This window comes from Streptomyces toxytricini (assembly GCF_014649915.1).
In the GTDB taxonomy this organism is placed as follows: Bacteria; Actinomycetota; Actinomycetes; order Streptomycetales; family Streptomycetaceae; genus Streptomyces; species Streptomyces toxytricini.
On record NZ_BMTY01000001.1, the window covers coordinates 362,346 to 380,558 of the forward strand.

At 73.5% G+C, this 18,213-nt stretch carries 14 protein-coding genes; 6 read left to right on the forward strand and 8 right to left on the reverse strand.

Annotated features, from left to right (window positions below; genetic code table 11):
* Positions 1-7: 7 nt before the first annotated feature.
* Positions 8-829 carry a peptidoglycan recognition protein family protein gene (locus IE170_RS01530; RefSeq protein WP_189807448.1) on the reverse strand — a complete coding sequence of 274 codons (822 nt, stop codon included), beginning with the start codon at positions 827-829 and terminating at the stop codon, positions 8-10.
* Positions 830-1,048: 219 nt separating this feature from the next.
* Here IE170_RS01530 and IE170_RS01535 point away from each other — a divergent pair, with 219 nt between their 5' ends.
* Positions 1,049-1,264, forward strand: a complete 216-nt coding sequence (locus IE170_RS01535; RefSeq protein ID WP_189807449.1) for a hypothetical protein — start codon at positions 1,049-1,051, stop codon at positions 1,262-1,264.
* 120 nt (positions 1,265-1,384) lie between these two features.
* On the opposite strand, the gene IE170_RS01540 is transcribed toward IE170_RS01535, so the two are convergent.
* The 3 genes from IE170_RS01540 to IE170_RS01550 all read right to left on the reverse strand — a co-directional run bounded on the left by IE170_RS01540 (position 1,385) and on the right by IE170_RS01550 (position 6,863).
* Positions 1,385-4,285: an ATP-binding protein gene (locus tag IE170_RS01540; RefSeq protein ID WP_189807450.1), complete on the reverse strand. Its 2,901-nt coding sequence runs from the start codon at positions 4,283-4,285 to the stop codon at positions 1,385-1,387.
* 194 nt (positions 4,286-4,479) lie between these two features.
* Complete coding sequence (locus IE170_RS01545) at positions 4,480-5,835, reverse strand: cytochrome P450 (protein WP_189807451.1); 1,356 nt, start codon at positions 5,833-5,835, stop codon at positions 4,480-4,482.
* Positions 5,836-5,849: 14 nt separating this feature from the next.
* Positions 5,850-6,863, reverse strand: coding sequence for a terpene synthase family protein (locus tag IE170_RS01550; RefSeq protein WP_229884544.1), 1,014 nt, complete (start codon positions 6,861-6,863; stop codon positions 5,850-5,852).
* Positions 6,864-7,316: 453 nt separating this feature from the next.
* On the opposite strand from IE170_RS01550, the gene IE170_RS01555 reads away from it, so the two are divergent.
* Positions 7,317-7,793 carry a hypothetical protein gene (locus IE170_RS01555; protein WP_189807453.1) on the forward strand — a complete coding sequence of 159 codons (477 nt, stop codon included), beginning with the start codon at positions 7,317-7,319 and terminating at the stop codon, positions 7,791-7,793.
* A 357-nt stretch (positions 7,794-8,150) separates the two neighbouring features.
* Here the strand turns inward: IE170_RS01555 and IE170_RS01560 are convergent, their stop codons facing one another.
* A complete protein-coding gene (locus IE170_RS01560) occupies positions 8,151-10,019 on the reverse strand; it encodes a serine/threonine-protein kinase (RefSeq protein ID WP_189807454.1) in 1,869 nt (622 codons plus the stop codon).
* 302 nt (positions 10,020-10,321) lie between these two features.
* On the opposite strand from IE170_RS01560, the gene IE170_RS01565 reads away from it, so the two are divergent.
* A complete protein-coding gene (locus tag IE170_RS01565) occupies positions 10,322-11,482 on the forward strand; it encodes an alkaline phosphatase PhoX (RefSeq protein ID WP_189807455.1) in 1,161 nt (386 codons plus the stop codon).
* Positions 11,483-11,572: 90 nt separating this feature from the next.
* Positions 11,573-11,890 (forward strand): PRC-barrel domain containing protein, encoded by a 318-nt coding sequence (locus tag IE170_RS01570; protein WP_189807456.1) that lies wholly within the window; start codon positions 11,573-11,575, stop codon positions 11,888-11,890.
* A 37-nt stretch (positions 11,891-11,927) separates the two neighbouring features.
* Here IE170_RS01570 and IE170_RS01575 read toward each other — a convergent pair whose 3' ends face one another.
* Positions 11,928-12,623 carry a DsbA family protein gene (locus IE170_RS01575; RefSeq protein WP_189807457.1) on the reverse strand — a complete coding sequence of 232 codons (696 nt, stop codon included), beginning with the start codon at positions 12,621-12,623 and terminating at the stop codon, positions 11,928-11,930.
* 83 nt (positions 12,624-12,706) lie between these two features.
* Positions 12,707-14,167 (reverse strand): FAD-dependent monooxygenase, encoded by a 1,461-nt coding sequence (locus IE170_RS01580; RefSeq protein ID WP_229884559.1) that lies wholly within the window; start codon positions 14,165-14,167, stop codon positions 12,707-12,709.
* A gap of 255 nt (positions 14,168-14,422) precedes the next feature.
* On the opposite strand from IE170_RS01580, the gene IE170_RS01585 reads away from it, so the two are divergent.
* Positions 14,423-15,112: a TetR/AcrR family transcriptional regulator C-terminal domain-containing protein gene (locus IE170_RS01585; RefSeq protein WP_189807459.1), complete on the forward strand. Its 690-nt coding sequence runs from the start codon at positions 14,423-14,425 to the stop codon at positions 15,110-15,112.
* Positions 15,113-15,211: 99 nt separating this feature from the next.
* Positions 15,212-15,682 (forward strand): barstar family protein, encoded by a 471-nt coding sequence (locus IE170_RS01590; RefSeq protein WP_229884545.1) that lies wholly within the window; start codon positions 15,212-15,214, stop codon positions 15,680-15,682.
* Positions 15,683-15,742: 60 nt separating this feature from the next.
* Here the strand turns inward: IE170_RS01590 and IE170_RS01595 are convergent.
* Positions 15,743-18,213 (reverse strand): SpoIIE family protein phosphatase (locus IE170_RS01595; protein WP_229884546.1); only part of this gene is annotated, 2,471 nt, incomplete at its 5' end.

The window sequence follows — 18,213 nt, forward strand, 5'->3', positions numbered from 1 at the left end:
CCCGCCACTACGGCAGGAGATGCGGCGGGAGGTACTCCGGCAGCGCCGACAGCGGGTCGGAGGCGGCCTGGTCGAGGAGGTCCCGGATCGGATCCCGGACCGGATCCGGCTCCGCCACCGTCCCGGACCCGGCCGCGCCCGCCCCCAGCCGCGCGGCCACGTCCCGGCGCAGCGCCGGCAGCAGCGCGTACAGCCGGTCGCCGGGGCAGGACGTCGCGTTGAAGTCCCGGTGCCCGTAGATCGCGGTCGCGGGCAGCCGGTACTGGGTGCAGACGTACGCGCACAGGTCCGCGAGCGCCGCGTACTGCGCGGCCGGAGGCTCCTCCGAGGTGTAGGTGCCCTCGTTCTCGATGCCGATCGACACCGTGTTCTGGCCGACGCAGTGGGCCGCGCGGACCTGGCGGGCGCCCCCGCGCAGCTCGGCGAGGCTACTGTGCCGCCCCTCCATCACGAACGCGCCCCGGCTCACGGTGAAGTGCTGCCCGGTGTCGATCCAGCCCTGCGCGTCCATGTGGTACGTCTGGATCGCCCTTGCCAGGGCGAACGCCCGCTGCTGCGAGTAGTCGGTGACGTTCGCCGTCGCCGTGTGGTGGACGATGATCCGCTGCGGGCGGTTGGCGAGGACCACGACCGGCTCCGACGAAGGCCGCGCCCCCCAGGTGGCGCAGCTCGCGATGGCCGGAGCGGCCGCGTCGGCGGCGAACGCCCGCCCGGCCGCGAAGGAGGGGAGAGCGGCGCCCGCCGCCAGGGCCAGCGCGCCCGTGAACACGGACCGCCGGGTGTGGTGCGGGGTTGCCGCCGGTGCCTGCTGCTGCGCGGAAGAGGTCATGCCGTGCCCGTTTCCGTTCGGAGGCTGCCCATTGAAGGGGCCGCGGCCGTACGGGGCGCGCAGACACACCGCGCGCGCCGCCGCCGGGTGGGCGCGCGGCCGCCATCCGGGTGGGCGCGGGCCGTGTCCGGCGCACGGCCCCTGCCCGCCGTCCCCATCCTGGGCGGGGGCCGCCGCAGGCCCGTCCGCCACACCCCCACGCCACGCAAGGAGTACGGGATGCCCCTGGACGCCGTCGGACGTTTCCTGGCCGCCCTCGACCCGGCCCACCGGGACGCCGTCGCCGGCGAGCCGCGCGAGGAGCAGGAACGGCTCGCCGCCGCCTGGGAGGAGGAACTGGAGTCGGACACCGACATCGACACCCTCGACGAGCTGTCTCCCGCGGCGGCGGAGAGCGAGGCTGCCCGGCGCGTGATGGAGCGCCGCCCGCAGTAGCAGCCTCGGCACCGCCGGACGCGGAGGCGGACGCGGACGCGGAGGCGGACGCGGAAACGGACGCGCCCCGCGCGCCCCCTGTCGGGGGCGCGCGGGGCGCGCCGTGCGGGCGCCCGCCCGTCACATTCCGAGGGCCCGGCTCAAACCCGTCCGGTTGGTCCCCAGCTTGGTGAAGACCGCCGACAGCAGCTCGCCGACTGCCGCGGGATCCATGCGCATCTCCTTGGCGATCGCCGCGTTGTCGAGTCCCCGCGCCGCGTGCCGCGCGGCCCCGGCCTCCGCCACCGTCAGCGTGTCCTGCTCGGAGGTGTGCAGACGGCGCGGGCGCAGACCGGCCGAGGCCAGCAGGCCGCGCGCCCGGTCCGCGAGAGCGTCCGCACCGCATGCGGCGGCACCCTCCATGCCCCGGTACAGCTGCTGCGCCGCCCGGTGCGGATCGCCCATCGTCTGCAGCACCGTGCCGTGGTCGACGAGCGCGTGCGCGAACTCGCACGCCGCCGGCGACTGTTCCAGATGGGCCACCGCCTCCTCCAGCAGTACGGCCGCCTGCGCCGGCTCCACAGTGGCAGCCTGCACGCGCAGCGCCTGCTCGATGATGCTCGCCGCCCCGAAGGCACGCGCCCGGGCCACGGCCTCGTCCGCGGTGGCCCGCGCCAGCCCGGTGTCGTGCGTGGCCTGCGCCAACGCCAGGTCGAGCTGCCACGAACTCCACGACGGGTTCCGCGTACCGCGCAGGTCCAGGCGCCGGCCCGCTTCCGCGAGCTGCCGCTCGGCCTCCTCCACGCGCCCCTGCGCCAGCAGCAGCCTGCCGAAGACCGTCTGCGGATCCGGATAGACGATGGCCTGCGGGAAGCCCTCGCCCAGCCGGTAGTTGCGCGCCACCTTCTGCGCCTCGGCGAGGTTCCCGCGGGCGAGGAGCGTCTCGACCAGCGTGCCCACCGCGTACCACTGGGCCGGGTTGTCCTGCCCGATGCGGTTGGCGATTTCCAGGCCGTTGCGGACGAAGTCCTCGGCCTCGGCGAGCCGGCCGCGCCGGTAGCGGACGTAGCCGAGCAGCGTGTACACGAACGACAGGTGCGTGCCGCGCCAGCCCTTCGCCTCGAACTCCAGGATGCCGCTGTTGAAGAGCTCCTCCGCCCGGCCCGGCTGGTCGCAGTACATGAGGGTGACCGCGACGACGACCGGCACCTCGAAACCGAAGTCCTGGTCGGTCCAGCTCATGCCGCCGTCGAGCGCCTGCTCCGCGAAGTCGAGGGCGGTGCCCACGGGTTCACCGCGCATGGCGGCGTCCCAGGCGCGCAGGCCCAGGATGTGCCGCTCGGCCAGACCGCGGCCGACGAGCCGCTTGGCGAACTGGGCGAGCAGCCGCGACCGGGCGGGCGAGTTCTCCTCGTCTCCGCGGACCGAGTTCCACTTGAACTGCTCGGCCTGCATGCGCAGCCGGGTCCGGGCGCTGGTCGACCTGCGTGCCTCGTCGTCGAGCAGGCCGACGGCCTCCGCGAGCTGGCCCGTGTGCGCGAGCGCCTGGGCGAGGCGGTAGGTGATCGCCTCGCGCAGCGTCGGCTCGGTCTTCGGCTCCTCCAGTGCCGTCCGCAGCTGGTTGATGGTGGTCATCGGGTCGTGGAGGAGGTTCGCGGCGCCGAGCTCGAACAGCACCTGCGCCCGGTCCTCCGGCTCCGGGGGTTCGCGCAGCGCCCGCGCCAGGTAGCGGCGTGCCGCGTCGGGCGCACCGGCTGCGAAGCTCTCGTTGGCTGTCAGGCGCAGCTGCTGCACGACCCACGGGTCGCCCTCGGGGTGCATCTCCAGTAAATGCCGTGCGGCGGCCGAGGCGCCGTACCCGCCGTCGATGAGGGCCTGGGCGGCCATGCCGTGCATCGCGACCCGCACGCCGGGCGGGATGGACCGGTACACGGCCGTCGCGATGAGCGGGTGGTAGAACTCCACGACCTCCTTGGTGCGCAGCCCGGTCAGGACGGTCAGGATGCGGGCGGCCCGCAGCTGCGAGATGGCCTCGGAGGCCTGCGCCTCGCCGAGGGCGGCGACGCTCGCGACGGTGCCGGCCGGTACCGCGTTGCCCAGGACCGCGGCGGCCCAGGCGAGCCGGACCGTGGAGGGGCCGAGCTGCTCCAGGCGGTCGATGAGGCCGCTGCCCTTGACGGCGGACGCGAGGTCGCGCAGCTCCGGGATGTTGTCCTGGTTCGGCTTGAGCCCCTGGTCGCGGCCCTTCATCGCCAACTCGACGACCTCGAAGGGGTTTCCGGCCGTGATCGCCCAGCATTCGCGGCAGAACATGTCGTCCGCGCCGGAGCCGAGGGCGTCGCGCACGATCCGCGCCACCGCGCCGGTCGTCAGCGGTGCCAGCTCGTGCGGGCGGGTCCCGCGGCGCCCCATGAGGGCGCGCAGGAACGCGGCGTCGGCCGGGATCTCGTCCGGCCTGCACGCCACGATGATCAGCATGGCGAGTTCTTCGGCCCGCGCCGCAAAGGACGTGAGCCAGGCCAGGGACTCCGCGTCCGCCCAGTGCGCGTCGTCGAGGACGAGCACCACCGGTGCGTTGCGCACCGACAGTTGGGTGACGACCCAGTCCAGGCCGTCGCGGACGCCTTGCGGGTCGGGCGCCGCGGGGCCCTGGGCGGCGGCGGTCAGGCCGAGCGCCGGCGCGACGATGTCGTACCAGGCGCCCAGCGAGTCGCGCCGTTCCCCTTCCGTCATGGCCGCGTACGCCGGCTGGATGAGCTGGCGCATGACGTGGAACGGAACCTGCTTCTCCTGTTCGCCGCCGCGTGCGAAGAGCACGGTGCAGCCCCGCTCGGCGGCGTGCCGCCGGGCCTCGGCCAACAGGGTGGTCTTGCCTATGCCTGCCGATCCCGCGAAGGTCAGGACGCCTCCGCGGCGGGTGGCCGAGCCGAGGTCGGACCCTCCGCACAGATCGTCCACGGCGCGCTGGATCGCCAGGATTTCGGACTCCCGCTCGAGGAGGGGCCGGGACGCCCCTCCTCTGGGTTCAGCGGCATACGACATTCTTGTTGCCCCCTCCTGCGCGTGCGGCCGAGTGTATGGCCCTGGGGGGCGAGATGTTCTCGATTCAAGTTGTATTCCCGCATCTCGCCACTCGTGCGAGTGCAATGCTGTACCCTCCGCTCACGGCGGCGCCCACCGTTGATCAGGAATTGGCGGGAAGACGTCCCCGGGCGGGCGCAAACGATCAATCCTCGTCAGCGCCGGGGCAGCGGGATCAGGGGCAGGGCGCTGGGCTGCGGAATTCCGGCCGGCACTTCCCGCACGGTGACGCCGGGCGCGGGCGTCAGCCGCCACCGCGATGCGACGGCCGCGATCGCGGTCATGATCTCGGCGACGCCGAACGTGTCGCCGATGCACTTGTGCTGGCCGGCCCCGAACGGGATGTACCGGTGCGGCCTGGGCCGCTGCTCGGCGCCCGGCTGCCAGCGGTCCGGATCGAACACCCGGGGATCGCGGAAGAGCGCCGGGTCGCGGTGCAGGGCGTACGGGCTGTAGGCCAGTTCGGCGCCCTCGGGGATCGCGACCCCGCCGAGCGTGAGCGGGGCGAGGGCGCGGCGGGTGAACAGCAGGGGGGAGTGCAGCCGCAGCGCCTCCTGGAAGACGTGCCGCGTGTAGCCGAGCGCGGGCAGGTCGGAGGGCCGGACCGGCCGGTCGCCGACGACGGAGTCCACCTCGGCCTGCAGCCGCTCCTCGACGGCCGGGTGGCGGCTGATCTCGTACAGCGCCCACGCGAGGGTGGTCGCGGAGGTCTCCGTGCCGGCGAGGAGGAGCGAGACGACCTCGTCCCGGACCTGCTCGGGCGCCATCGCGGCGCCGGTCTCGGGGTCGGTGCTCGACATCAGCAGGGTGAGCAGGTCGTGGCGCTCCTCCGGCTGGGGCTCCCCGTACTGGCGGATCACGTCGTCGATGACGGCGCGCAGGCGCTCGGCAGCCGTGTCGAAGCGCACGTTCGGCGGGATGGGCAGCCGGTCCAGCGCCTTGGGCATGACCGCGCGCAGCAGCATGCCCTCCAGGACGACGGGCAGCGAGCGGTGCACCTCGTCGACGGCGGGGCGGCTCAGCTCGCCGGAGAAGACCATCTCGGCGACCGAGGACACCGCGTAGCGGCGGGTCTCGGTGAGGATGCACACCTCTTGCCCGGGCGCCCAGGAGGCGGCCATGGCCTCCGCCTGCCGGCTCATCGTCTCCGCGTACCGGGCGATGTGGTTGCGGTGGAAGGCGGGTTGGATCATCCGTCGCTGCTTGCGGTGGAACTCGCCGTCGGTCGTCACTATGCCGTTGCCGAAGACGGGCCGCAGCCGGTCGAAGATGCGGCCGCGGCCGAACCGCTCGGCCCTGGCGACCAGTACCTCGTGGACCAGCTCGGGGCTGGTCAGGAGGTGGACGGGCCAGGTGCCGATGTCGAGGCGGACCACCTCGCCGTGGTCCCGGAGGGACTCCAGGAAGGCGATGGGCTCCCGCCACAGGGGGACGGCGTGGCCGAGGAGCGGTAACCGCCCCGGCGCGACCGGGGCCCGGACCCCGGTGGCCTCCGGTGCTGCGTGTGCCATGGCCCGACCCCCTGTCATGCCACCGATACCAGGTCCGGACGGGTGTAGGCAGACTCCAGCCCGGCCGCGAAGCGTTCGTCGCGGTACCGCGTGCACTCGTAACGCTGCCACAGATCGGCGCCGATCATCCAGTCTTCGCAGCTGTGCACGTACCGGGCGACTGCGTCCCGGAGCCGGTCGTCGGTCGAGGGGTCGGCGTCGAGCACCTCGAAGAGGCGTGCGCGGCCGGCCAGGTACTCCTCTATGCGGACCTGGATGCGCTGCTCGACGGCGCGGACGGCGTCGGGCAGCGAGCGGCCCTCCCAGGCGGCGACCAGGGAGACGAGGTTGTTGGTGTCGCCGCAGGAGTGCTCCTTCGGCAGGGAGAAGACGTCGTTGCCCCAGGAGATGACGTCGAGGACGCTCGCGACGAGCTGCCGGAGCTCGCGCATCTCGTGGACGTGCTGCGGCAGGTCGAGGCCGAGGCCGGCCTCCACCATGTCCATCATGGGCAGGATCTGGGAGCTGTGGCGGCGCAGGAGGATGTACTCCTCGACGGTCGGCCGCCCGTTGCCGCCGCGGTTGCCGGCCTCCTGGTCAAGCGAGGCCAGGACGAGCCGGACGTGGGTGCGGTAGCGGGTCGCGGCGTCCGGGGACAGTCCCGCCAGGATGCGGTCGCAAAGCTCGGCGAAGCCGCTCACCAGCGGGTTGCGGGCGAGGTCGGGGCCGGCGATGCGGCCCGTGTCGAGGTATTCGGTGATGGCGCCCACCACGGGCCGCCAGGCGGCGACTTCGCCCTTCCTGATGAGGTGGTCGTGCTGGTCGTCGAGGACGAACGACCAGGCCATCCACTGGGCGAGCAGCAGGACCCGCTCATAGGTCGCGTCCCCGCTGACCCGGCCGGCGAGATGGCCGCAGCCGATGCCCGCGAACTGGTCCACGGCACTCGTGACGAGTTCGTGGCGGACCACCCACGAGGTGGCTTCCGCGTTTGCCCGCGCGGCCAGCGGGTGCTTTGCGTTGCCGAATGGCAGGTGGAAATCCGGCACGGAGAAATTCTGCAGCGGCGGCATTTGGCTCCCCCCAAAGACGTCTGATTCACCAATGGTCGCCCGGTCGGTCGCCCGGGCGTCACGACCTGGAACGTTCCTCCCTCATGAAGAATCGTCACGCGGTCAGGGTGGTGTCAGTGGGGAGGAACCGGCCGCACGGCGACTGGTTCCGGCCATCCGTAAAGCAATTAACCCCCAGAAGGGCGCGGAGTGTCAATGTAGGCCACGGGAAGATGGTGAATTGATCCCAAAAACACCACGAGGTGTTCACCTCAAATATGTGAGCGGCATAGTCACGGCCGGTTGCACGGTCCACGGGACCGGCGGGACGGCGCACGCTGGGGCGCACGAGCGGTCGTGAGCGCGGGATCGTGGCCGAAGAGCGCCTGTGGCCAAGGGCGTTCGGCCTAGACTTGGGGGCGGGCGATGCAGCCCGGGAGGGGTGGGGAAGTGACCGAGCAGCGTCCGGCCGACCCGTCCGACCTGTCGGATCCGTACCACTCGTACGATCCGGCGCCCGACGGCCCGGAGGGCGACGTACTCGGCTCCTACCTCGTAGACCTGCGGGCCCGCCTCGGCGGCGCACGGTTCGAGGCGCTCATCCGCACCGTCCAGGCCACCTGCGCCCTCCTCGCCGACAGCCCGAGGCCGGTGCTGGAGGTTCCCGGCGGCAGCGGACTTCCGCCCGATCTGCGGCGCGAGTACGTGGCCCTGCTCGCCGTGATGATCACCGGCCGGGCCGACCACCGGCTGGTACGACTGGACGCGGCCGACGGAGACGCGGGATGGGCGGTCGTCGACGCCACCGCCGCGGCCGCGCACGCTCCCGGACGCCTGCGCGTCCGCGATACGGAGCCGAACGGCGTCGCAGGCGCCGGGAGCCGCCTGCCGGGCCGGGCGCATCCGCTCCCGCGGCAACACCGTTAGGAGCTGTCCGGCCGCGCATGTGTGACTGCCTCGTGCCCGGGTTGCCGCCGTGAGCACGGGGCGGGGTGATCTCGGTCGCCTCCGCCATCGGGCCGGCACATCAGCACGCCGCCGGCGCCCGCACCGAAAGCGCGGCACCGTCGAACGGGCGGAAAACCGGCTCAAGCAAGCCGGAGAGCGTGGCTACCCGCGGCGACAAGCGCGGCTGCGTCTTCCTCGGGACCCCGACTGCCGCAGCCCTCGCCATCCGGCTCCGTACATGATCGGCCGGACAGAGCTCGGAGCTGCTCGCCGACACGGAAGGCCGGGGCCGCGGTGCGGCCCCGGCCTTCCACGCGGTGCTGTACGGCGCTGCGATCAGCGGGAGTTGAAGCTTGCCGTCGCGTTCCGCCAGACGGTGACGTCCAGGGTGAGGTACTTGCTCGGCGAGCCCTCCGGGGAGATGCCCCGCACCGTGACCAGGCCGATGTGGCCGTTGCCGGTCGTCACGCAGACCTGACGGCCCGTCCCCAGCTGGTTGGTCTTCACGTTCTGCGTGAACCGGGTGTCGGCCCGGCAGGTGGCGAGCGATCCCTCCTGGCCGGGGTCGAGCAGGACGAGCGATCCGCCCTGGGTCTCCGCGTCGAGGTAGTTGCCCGTGTCGTACGAGAGCTCGTAGCCGCCGTCCTCGCCCTTCTGCGGGCGGAGGTTCTCGTCGCCCAGGGTCAGGTGGTAGCCCGCCACGAGGTCGATGCCCTTGTACTCGGCGGGCTGCGGATCGGGCCGGGTCGCGGCGCCGGACGGCTTGGCCGCCGACCCCGAGCTCCCGCCGCTCCCGCTGCCGTTCGCACCGGCGCTGCTGCCGGTGGCCTGGGAGCCGCCGTCCTTCCCCTTGATCACGTTGTAGCCGACGGCGCTGACGGCCACGGCGAAGCCGATGGCCAGCGCCACCACGACGGCGCCGCGCGGCTTGCGCTGCGCGCCGGACGCCGGCGGGACCTGGAACTGCCCGGTGTGAGAGGGGTGCGGGTGCGCGGGGGCGAACTGCGGGGCCGTGTAAGGGCCGGCGGGCTGGTACCCGTGCTGCGGCGGGTGGGCCGGGGGAGCCGTGGGGGCCTGCGGCGGGACAGCCGCAGGCGGGGGTGTGTACGGGACGCCCGCGGGGGAGGTCGGCTGGTGGGCCACGCCACCCGGGGCGGTGGGCTGGTGGGCCACGCCTGCGGGGGCGGTCGGCGGGTGCGCCGGGGCGGCCGGCGCGGTCGCCGGCGCCGTCGCGGGAGAGGCGGGCGTGGCGGGTGCGGCGGCCGGGGTCGCGGACCGCGCGGTGATCTCCGCGGTGACCGCGGCGGGCAGCCAGTCCTCGGCCCGGCGCAGCGTGGTGGCGTCGTTCGCGGACTGGCACAGGGCGATGACCTCGGCCACGGTCGGCCGGTCGGCCGGGTCCTTGGCCAGGCAGCGGGTGACGAGTTCGGACAGCCGTTCCGGCACCCCGGAGAGGTCCGGCTCCTCGTGGACGATGCGGTACAGCACCCCGTGGGAGGCGCCCTCCCCGAACGCCGGCGCGCCGGCGGCGGCGTACGCGGCGACCTGCCCGAGCGCGAAGACGTCGGTCGCCGGGCCGATCCCGCGGCCCGCCGCCTGCTCCGGCGCCATGAAGGCGGGCGTGCCGACGGCTACGCCGCTGCCGGTGAGGGAGGTCGCGTCGGCGGCGTGGGCGATGCCGAAGTCGATGACGCGCGGTCCGTCGGCGGCCAGCAGCACGTTCGACGGCTTCAGGTCGCGGTGCACGATGCCGGCGCCGTGGATGACCTGGAGCGCCTCCGCGATGCCGGCGACCAGCAGCAGCACGGTCTCGACGGGCAGTGCCCCGTGTGCGGACACGGCGGCCGCCAGGGAGGGGCCGGGCACGTAGGCGGTGGCCAGCCACGGGTGCGGGCCGTCGGTGTCGGCGTCGATGACGGGAGCGGTGAACAAGCCCTGGACGCGCTGCGCGGAGCGGATCTCCTGCGCGAAGCGCCTGCGGAATTCGGGGTCTTCGGCGAACTCGGGCCGGATCATCTTGACCGCGACCGGGCGTCCGCCCGGCGTGTGCGAGAGGTACACCTTGCCCATGCCGCCGGCGCCGAGCCGGGCCGCGATGCGGTATCCCGCGACGGTGGCGGGGTCATCCGGTCCCAGCGGCTCGAAGTGCACGGGTTTGCCGGTGCCTTCCGTGCCGCCGCCCCCGTGCGGATGCTGACCGTTCATCACCTTGCTGCTCCCAAGTCCTGCACGTTCGATGCGCACCGCACCCTATCCGAGTGAGGACGGGGGCGCGGGATTCCGGGACGGCCAATGTAATGACATGTATCTGACAGGCCGAGGGGTAGGGTGGCGCCGCGCGACGCCCGGAGGACCGGCAGCGGCCGCCCCCACGACACCCCGCGTTGACCCGCCTGCCACGCGCGGCCCGTACCGTCCTCGGCGCCACCACCCCGCTCACCGCTCCGCCCCCCACCCCGCCCCCCGACCCGACCGGGCTCGGGGCGTCCCCTTTTCGAGGAGTGACCGTGGAACGTCGTACCTTCCTGCGCGGCGCCGTCGTCGGCACGTCCGCCGCGGCCTTCGGCGGCACGCTCATGCACGGCGCCGCGTACGCCGCCCCGGCCCAGCCGGGCGCCGGCCCGTACGGAGCGCTCGGCGCGGCCGACGCCAACGGCATCATGCTGCCTGCCGGTTTCACCAGCCGGGTCATCGCCCGGTCGGGGCAGACCGTCCCCGGCACCTCCTACACCTGGCACAGCGCCCCCGACGGCGGCGCCTGTTACGCCGACGGCACCGGCTGGATCTACGTCTCCAACTCGGAGGTCAACCCCTCGGGCGGCGCCGGTGCGGTCCGCTTCGACTCGTCGGGCACCATCACCTCCGCATACCGCATCCTCTCCGGCACCCGCCAGAACTGCGCGGGCGGCAAAACGCCGTGGAACACCTGGCTCTCCTGCGAGGAGGTCAGCCTCGGCTACGTGTACGAGGCCGACCCGTGGGGTGTGAACGCGGCCGTCCGACGGCCCGCGATGGGCCGGTTCAAGCACGAGGCGGCGGCCGCGGACCCGGTCCGCCAGGCGGTCTACCTGACGGAGGACGAGTCGGACGGCTGCTTCTACCGCTTCCTCCCCACCACCTGGGGCGACCTCTCCTCCGGCACCCTCCAGGTCCTCAAGGCCGGCTCCGGCACCTCCGGCTCCTTCACCTGGCAGAACGTCCCGGACCCGGACGGCTCCCCGACCGCGACCCGCAACCAGGTCTCGGGCGCCAAGCGCTTCAGCGGCGGCGAGGGCTGCCACTACGCCAACAACACGGTCTGGTTCACCACCAAGGGCGACAACCGGGTCTGGCAGCTCAACCTCTCGACCAACACCTACGAGCTGGCCTACGACGACTCCCTCGTGGTCGGCGGCGGCGCCCCGCTGACGGGCGTGGACAACGTCACGGGCTCCTCCTTCGGCGACCTGTACGTGGCCGAGGACGGCGGCACCATGGAGATCTGCGTGATCACCCCCGACGACGTGGTCGCACCGTTCCTGCGGATCACCGGCCAGTCCGCCTCCGAAATCTGCGGCCCCGCATTCTCGCCGGCCGGCGACCGCCTGTACTTCTCCAGCCAGCGCGGCACGACCGGCAGCTCCTCCGGCGGCATCACCTACGAGGTCACCGGCCCCTTCCGCACCTGACCGCCACCCGGCCGGGCGGACCGGGTGGCATGCCGGGCGCGGCCCGGGGTAGGCGCTGGCACCCGAGACGCGCAGGGAAGGGGACGCCCCATGGCCGGAACGGACATGGCCCGGTTCGTCGGGTACAAGGTCGACGCCTCCGACGGCCACATCGGCAAGATCGACAGGCACAGCGAGTACGTGGGCCGGCAGTTCATCGTGGTGGACACCGGCCCGTGGATCTTCGGCCGGCACGTGGTGGTGCCCGCCTCCCTTGTCGCCCGCGTCGACGAGGCGAACGAGACGGTGCACCTGTCGGCCTCCCGGGACCAGGTGAAGCACTCGCCCGAGTTCGAGAGTGGCCGGTACGAGGACGACGTGGCCCTGCTCCAGGTCATCGAGCGCTACTACGCGGACGGCCACACCTGAGGGCGGGAGCCGCTGTCCACGCGGCAGGCGCCCGGCCTCAGCCCCGTGCCGAACGCTGCCGTGCCCGCCGCAGGTACCGGGCCAGGGCGTCCGGGTCGTCGAGGACGTCCTGGTCGCCCTTGCCCACGGGCCGCCCGTCGACCTCCAGAGCCGGTGTGGCCTTGATCCACGAGCTGCTCACGGCCCGGTCGGCCGCCTCGACGAACTCCCGGTGCTTGCCGGTGCGCACGGCCTCGTCGAAGCCGGCGTCGCGCAGCCCGTCCACGGACGAGGCGAGGGAGAGCAGCCTGTCGCCGGTGAATCCGCCGCGCTTCTTCGCCGTCGCCTGCCCTCGGTGCAGCACCTCGTGCAGCTCGGCGAACTTCCCCTTGTCCAGGGAGGCCCGCAGTGCGTTGACCGCCCGTTTGGAGCCGTTCCCGAGGAACGACCCCAGGACGTAGTGCACCTGGACGTCGCCGTCGGCAGCCATCCTGCGCAGCCGCGGTCCGCTTCCCTCCGTCTGGAACTCGGCGCATCCGGGGCAGCTCGGGTCCTCGTAGACCCGGACGGTCACCGGCGCCCCCGGATTCCCGACGACCACCGTGTGCCCTTCCGCGCCGAGCGCCGCGGCCACCGGCCCGGTGTACCCCTCGTCCTCCCGGCTGCCCCACCGCGCCGGCAGGCATCCCGCAGCGGTGGGCACGATGACGGCCGCTCCCGCAGCGGCGAGCACCGAACGTCTGCTGACCTGCACGAACATTCCCTCCCCTGACCCAAAGGGGGAAGCGTACGCACCCCCTCCGACCTGCCCCCGCCCGGGGTCCCCGCGGGGACCGTTCAGGGGCAGGCCGGCGCCGGGGTGGCGGTGCGGCCGGTGGGCGTCGCGAACCATGCCGCCCAGTGGGTGAGGTCGTATGCGTCCGCCGCGGAGCTGCCCGCCCAGGCGACGTACCCGTCGGGGCGTATGAGGAACAGTCCCCGGCCGTAGGCCGCGTAGGCACCGATGCGGGCCGTCCGCAGGCGCGGCAGCGGTGGCAGCTCCCCGGGCAGGTCGGTGTCGACGGCGAGCAGGGTGAAGTGGGGGCCCCGGTAGAGGTCGAAGAGCCGTATGCCGTCGCGCCGCCCGTCGGGCGCACGGTCGCCCGCGACGAGGGCGCCCTCCGGCAGCCCGTCCCGGGTCTCCCGGCTCAGCGGCGACTCCCGCAGGTGTATGCCGAGCTGCCGGGTGGCTGCGCCGCGGCGGTCCTGCCCCCGGTGGATCCGGGTCGACAGGCCGAGCATCTCGGCGGCCTGCGGCCGCCGCTCCTGCTCGTACGTGCCGAGCAGGGTCTCGGGGGCCCCGTCGAGAAGGACCGCGGCCAGCTTCCAGCCCAGGTTGTAGGCGTCCTGCACGCTGGTGTTGAGCCCCTGCCCGCCGGCGGGGGAGTGGATGTGGGCGGCGTCCCCCGCGAGGAAGACCCGGCCCTCGCCGAACCGGTCGGCCAGCGCGGCGTTGACCGTGAAGTCGGAGGCCCAGCGCACCTCGCGGACGTCCTCCGCGCGTATGTGTGTGAGGCGGGCTATCAGGGCCCGGACTTCGCCCTCCGCGGGCTCGGCGCGGCCCCCGCTGTACTGCCCCACGAACTGGAACAGCTCGGTGTGGGGGAGGGGGCACAGGGCTGCGTACCCCCGGCTGCCGTCCTCGGCGGGCGCGAACAGGTGCCAGTTGTCGCGATCGAGCCCGTCGATCGCGACGTCGGCGACGACCAGGGGGGCGGGGTCCACGCGTTCCCCGGTCATCCCGACCCCGGTGAGCCGGCGGACCGTGGACCGGCCGCCGTCGGCGCCGACCGCGTACCGCACGCGCACGGTCCGCGGCGCTCCGTCTGCACCGGTCAGCTCCGCGGTCACCCCCGCAGCGTCCTGTGCCAGACCGGCAAGCGTGGTTCCGAACGACACCTCGCCTCCCCACTCGTGCAGCCGGGCCAGCAGCACTTCCTGCGTCGCCCACTGCGGGACCAGCCACGGCTCCGCATACGGCGCCTGCTCGGTGGGCGCGACCTCTTCGAACATGCGGTGCTCGCCCAGCCGCACCCCTTCCCTCCAGGCCATTCCCACCGGCGCCGGCCCGCCCCGGTCGAGGACCGCCCCGAGGATGCCGAGGTCCTCGAACACCTCCAGCGTGCGCGGCTGGATGCCCTTGCCCCGCGAGCCCGGGAACAAGCCCGCCGAGCGCTCGACGACCAGCGGCCGCACACCGCGGCGCGCGAGGTCGCAGGCCAGCGCGAGCCCGGTCGGCCCGGCCCCGACGACCAGCACCCCGCTGCCCGCCGGTTCCGCCTCGGGCCACCCCCTGCCCGGCCCCCTCCCGGCTTCCGCGCCGCCGACCGTGTCCGCCACCCCGCACGCGTCCATCTCCGTGCCCCCGTTCCCATCCGATCCCGCATGAGCGTGCGTGTGCGTGCCTGGTAAGACACGTTCCTTAACGACGTTAAGGAACGCATGTTCAAAAGTGTGTCCTTAACGTTGTTAAGCTGTCAACCCCCGGAAGCAGCAGCCCGAAGAGAGGCAGCGATGACCCCCAAGCCCGACCGCACACCACCGCGCGTCCCGCCCCTGAGCCGCACCACGGTCGCCGAAGCGGCGCTGCGCCTGCTGAACGAGAAGGGCCTGGAGAAGCTCACCCTGCGCGCCATCGCCGCCGAGCTGGACGTCAAGGCCCCGGCGCTCTACTGGCACTTCAAGAACAAGCAGGAACTCATCGACGAGATGGCGACGGAAATGGTCCGCCGCATGACGGCCGGCGACGCCGGCCACGAACCGGAGGCGGCCGGCCCGGCCGGCCCCCCCTGGCGCGATCAGCTCCTTGCCGCGAACCGCGCCCTGCGCCGCGCGCTGCTCTCCTACCGCGACGGCGCCCGCGTCTTCAGCGGCTCGCGCTTCTCCGGGACCGACCACGCCGAACACGTCGACGCCCAACTCCGGGTCCTGGTCGAAGCGGGCTTCGAGCTGCCCCAGGCGGTCCGCACGCTCACCACCGCCTTCCTGTACACGCTCGGCTTCGTCACCGAGGAGCAGGGCGTCCACCCCGTGCCGGGCGAGCGCCGCGAGGGCTGCGACGTCGCCGAGCGCAGCAAGCGACTGGCCGCCCACCCCCTGGCGGCGGCCGCCGGACCGCACCTGTTCGAGGACTACGACGCCCACTTCGAGGAGGGACTCGGCCTCATCCTCGACGGCGCGGCCGCACGGTACGGCATCCGCTGAGGAGGGCCGCACGCGCCCCCAGGGCGTTCAGTTCGGCCTACACTGTGCAGCTCTGCCGCCGGCCTCGGCGGCCGTCGAGGGCCCGGAGGGAGGGTGGCGGTGCACGCTGTGCCCTGGTTCCACGTGGTTTCGGAACCGGCCGCTCTACCCGTCGACCTGCTGCTTCCCCGCACCGGCAGGACGTACGTGGCGCGTCTCGACGGTCGCGAGATGCGCGACGCGGACGCCGTCTTCCAGCAGTTCTACGACGCTCTGCGGCTGCCCGACTACTTCGGCTGGAACTGGCACGCCCTCTCAGACTGTCTGCGTGACCTGACGTGGCTGTCCACGGACCACCACGTACTGATCATCGAGGCCGCGGACGAAGTGCTGCCGGGAGACGTCCGCGGACAGCGGCTGCTCTTCGCCACTCTGCTGCGGGCCGGACGGCGATGGTCCTTCATGCGGAAGCCCGAGGGCGCGGAACGCGGCGGACTCGTCGTGGTCATGTCGTGCGACGCCGCATCCGTCCCGCCCATGAAGGAACAGCTGCGGTCATGCCTGGAAGGGGCGCCCCACCCACCGAGGTGACCCGGTCCGATCTTCCGGGCGGACGCGTCGTGCTCGCCTCAGGAGGGTCCCACCACCGGCCTACGCCCCCGCGACGCGCCCCGCAGGCCCGGGGGAGCCGGCGGCGTCGCCGAAGCCCGCCGCGCCCGCAGCGTCCACGGCCGCGGCGTCCGCCGCCAGGCCCCCGGTGCCTTCCCCCAGGTCCGGGATCTGCTGCTCCGACCAGATGACCTTCCCCTCGGGCGTGTACCGGGCCCCCCACCGCCGGCTCAGCTGGGCGACGAGGAACAGCCCGCGGCCTCCCTCGTCCGTCGTCGTCGCGTAGTGCAGGCGCGGGGAGCTGCTGCTGCCGTCGAAGACCTCGCAGGTCAGCACCCGGTCCCGCAGGAGTCGTACGCGGACCGGCTCGGCGCCGTGCCGGATCGCGTTCGTGATCAGCTCGCTGAGCACCAGCTCCGTGCTGAACACCAGCTCCTGAAGCCCCCACTCCTCCAGCTTCGCGGTCGCGGCGGCCCGCAGCTGCCCCACCGCGCTCGGCTCGTACGGCACGTCCCATTCGGCGATCCGGTCGGCCGACAGCGACGACGTACGGGCGACGAGCAGGGCGACGTCGTCGCGGGCCCGCACCGGCAGCAGCTCGGCGAGGACCGCCCGCACGGTGTCCGCCGGGCTCCGGCCGGCGCGGGACAGGGCACCGCGCAGCAGGTCGAGCCCTTCGTCGATGTCCCGGGCGCGGTCCTCGATCAGCCCGTCCGTGTACAGGACCAGCCGGCTCCCCTCGGCCAGGTCCAGTTCCGCCGCCTCGAACGGGAACCCGCCCAGGCCCAGCGGCGCGCCGGCCGGCAGCTCGGGCGCCTCCACCCGGCCGTCCGGGTGCACCACGAGCGGCGGCACGTGCCCCGCGCGCGCCACGGTGCAGCGCCGCGCCACCGCGTCGTAGACGGCGTACAGGCAGGTGGCGCCGAGGAGGCCGCCTTCGGCGCCGCCGCCCTCGCCGTTCTGGTCGGTGTACTGCACCAGGTCGTCGAGGCGGGCGAGCAGCTCGTCCGGAGGGAGGTCCAGGGAGGAGAAGTTCAGGACGGCCGTGCGGAGCCGGCCCATGGCGGCCGCCGCGTGCAGGCCGTGCCCGACGACGTCGCCGACGACGAGCGCGACGCGCCCGGCCGGCAGCGGGATCACGTCGAACCAGTCACCGCCCACCCCCGACTGCGCGGGCAGGTAGTAGTGGGCCACCTCCACGGCACTCTGCTCCGGCAGGTCCCGGGGCAGCAGGCTGTGCTGGAGGGTGATGGCCACGGCGTGCTCGCGGGTGTAGCGGCGCGCGTTGTCGATGCTGACGCCGGCCCGGGCCACCAGCTCCTCCGCCAGCGACAGGTCCTCCTCGTCGAACGGCTCGGGTTTCTCGGAGCGCCAGAAGTTGACCACGCCGAGGACCACCCCGCGGGCCTTGAGGGGCGCCGTGATCAGCGAATGGATGCCGTAGTCGATGACGGCCTGGGCGCGCGGCGGGTCCTGCGCGTACCAGCCGGGCGCCTTCTCCAGGTCGGCGATGACCTCGGCCCTGCCGCTGCTCAGGCCCCGCGCCTGCGGTGTGGACGGCAGGAAGTCGATCACCCGGCCGCGCGGGTAGAGCGGGATGTCGTCGCGGATGCCGCTGATGCCGGTGCGGCGCAGGTCGCCCGGTGCGGCGGTGGGCTCGTCGCCCCGCAGGACCGGCTCCGCCAGGTCGACGGTCGCGAAGTCGGCGAACCGCGGCACCGCCACGTCGGCGAGCTCCTGGGCCGTCCGCTCCACGTCCAGGGTCGTGCCGACGCCGACGCCGGCGTCGTACAGCAGCCGCAGCCGCCTCCGAGCCGCCTCGGCCCGCGTGCTGAGCACCCGCATCTCCGTGGAGTCCCTGATGGTGACCGCCATGCCCTCGGGGCGGCCGCGGGGCCGGGTGGGCCGCTGGTTGATGACCAGCAGCCGCTCCCCGGCCTCCAGCACCTCGTCGGTCGCCTCGCGCCCTGACAGCACCAGGTCGGCGAGGTTGCCGTCGAGTTCGGCGAGCTCGCGGATGTGCCGCCCCTCGGCGTCGGGTGGCAGACCCAGGAGGCGTTTCGCCTCGTCGTTCGCGAGGAGGAGCCGGCCGTCGCGGTCCGTGATCAACACGCCCTCCCGCACCGCGTGCAGCACCGCGTCGTGGTGTTCGTACATGCGGGTCATCTCGAGCGGGCCGAGGCCGCGGGTCTGCCGGCGCAGGCGGTTGCTGATCAGGGCGGCGCCCGCCGTGCCCAGGGCCAGGCCGGCCGCGCTGGCGCCGAGGATCACGGGCAGCTGCCGGTCGACGAGGCCGCTGACGTTCTCGACGGTCAGGCCCGCGGACACCAGGGCCTCCACGGGGCCGCTGTCGCCCTCGGCGAAGACCGGCACGACGGCCTGGATCTCCTTGCCGAGCGGGCCGTCCACGCTCTCCACGTGCACCTGCCCGGCGAGCGACGGCTCGATCGTGCCGACGAACCGCTTGCCGATGCGGTCGGGGAGCGGGTGGGTGTAGCGGATCCCCTGGGTGT

Excerpts from the sequence above, each read along its gene's own strand:
- IE170_RS01530 (WP_189807448.1), bottom strand. The coding sequence starts at position 829 with ATGACCTCTTCCGCGCAGCAGCAGGCACCGGCGGCAACCCCGCACCAC.
- IE170_RS01535 (WP_189807449.1), top strand. The coding sequence starts at position 1,049 with ATGCCCCTGGACGCCGTCGGACGTTTCCTGGCCGCCCTCGACCCGGCC.
- IE170_RS01540 (WP_189807450.1), bottom strand. The coding sequence starts at position 4,285 with ATGTCGTATGCCGCTGAACCCAGAGGAGGGGCGTCCCGGCCCCTCCTC.
- IE170_RS01545 (WP_189807451.1), bottom strand. The coding sequence starts at position 5,835 with ATGGCACACGCAGCACCGGAGGCCACCGGGGTCCGGGCCCCGGTCGCG.
- IE170_RS01560 (WP_189807454.1), bottom strand. The coding sequence starts at position 10,019 with ATGAACGGTCAGCATCCGCACGGGGGCGGCGGCACGGAAGGCACCGGC.
- IE170_RS01570 (WP_189807456.1), top strand. The coding sequence starts at position 11,573 with ATGGCCGGAACGGACATGGCCCGGTTCGTCGGGTACAAGGTCGACGCC.
- IE170_RS01585 (WP_189807459.1), top strand. The coding sequence starts at position 14,423 with ATGACCCCCAAGCCCGACCGCACACCACCGCGCGTCCCGCCCCTGAGC.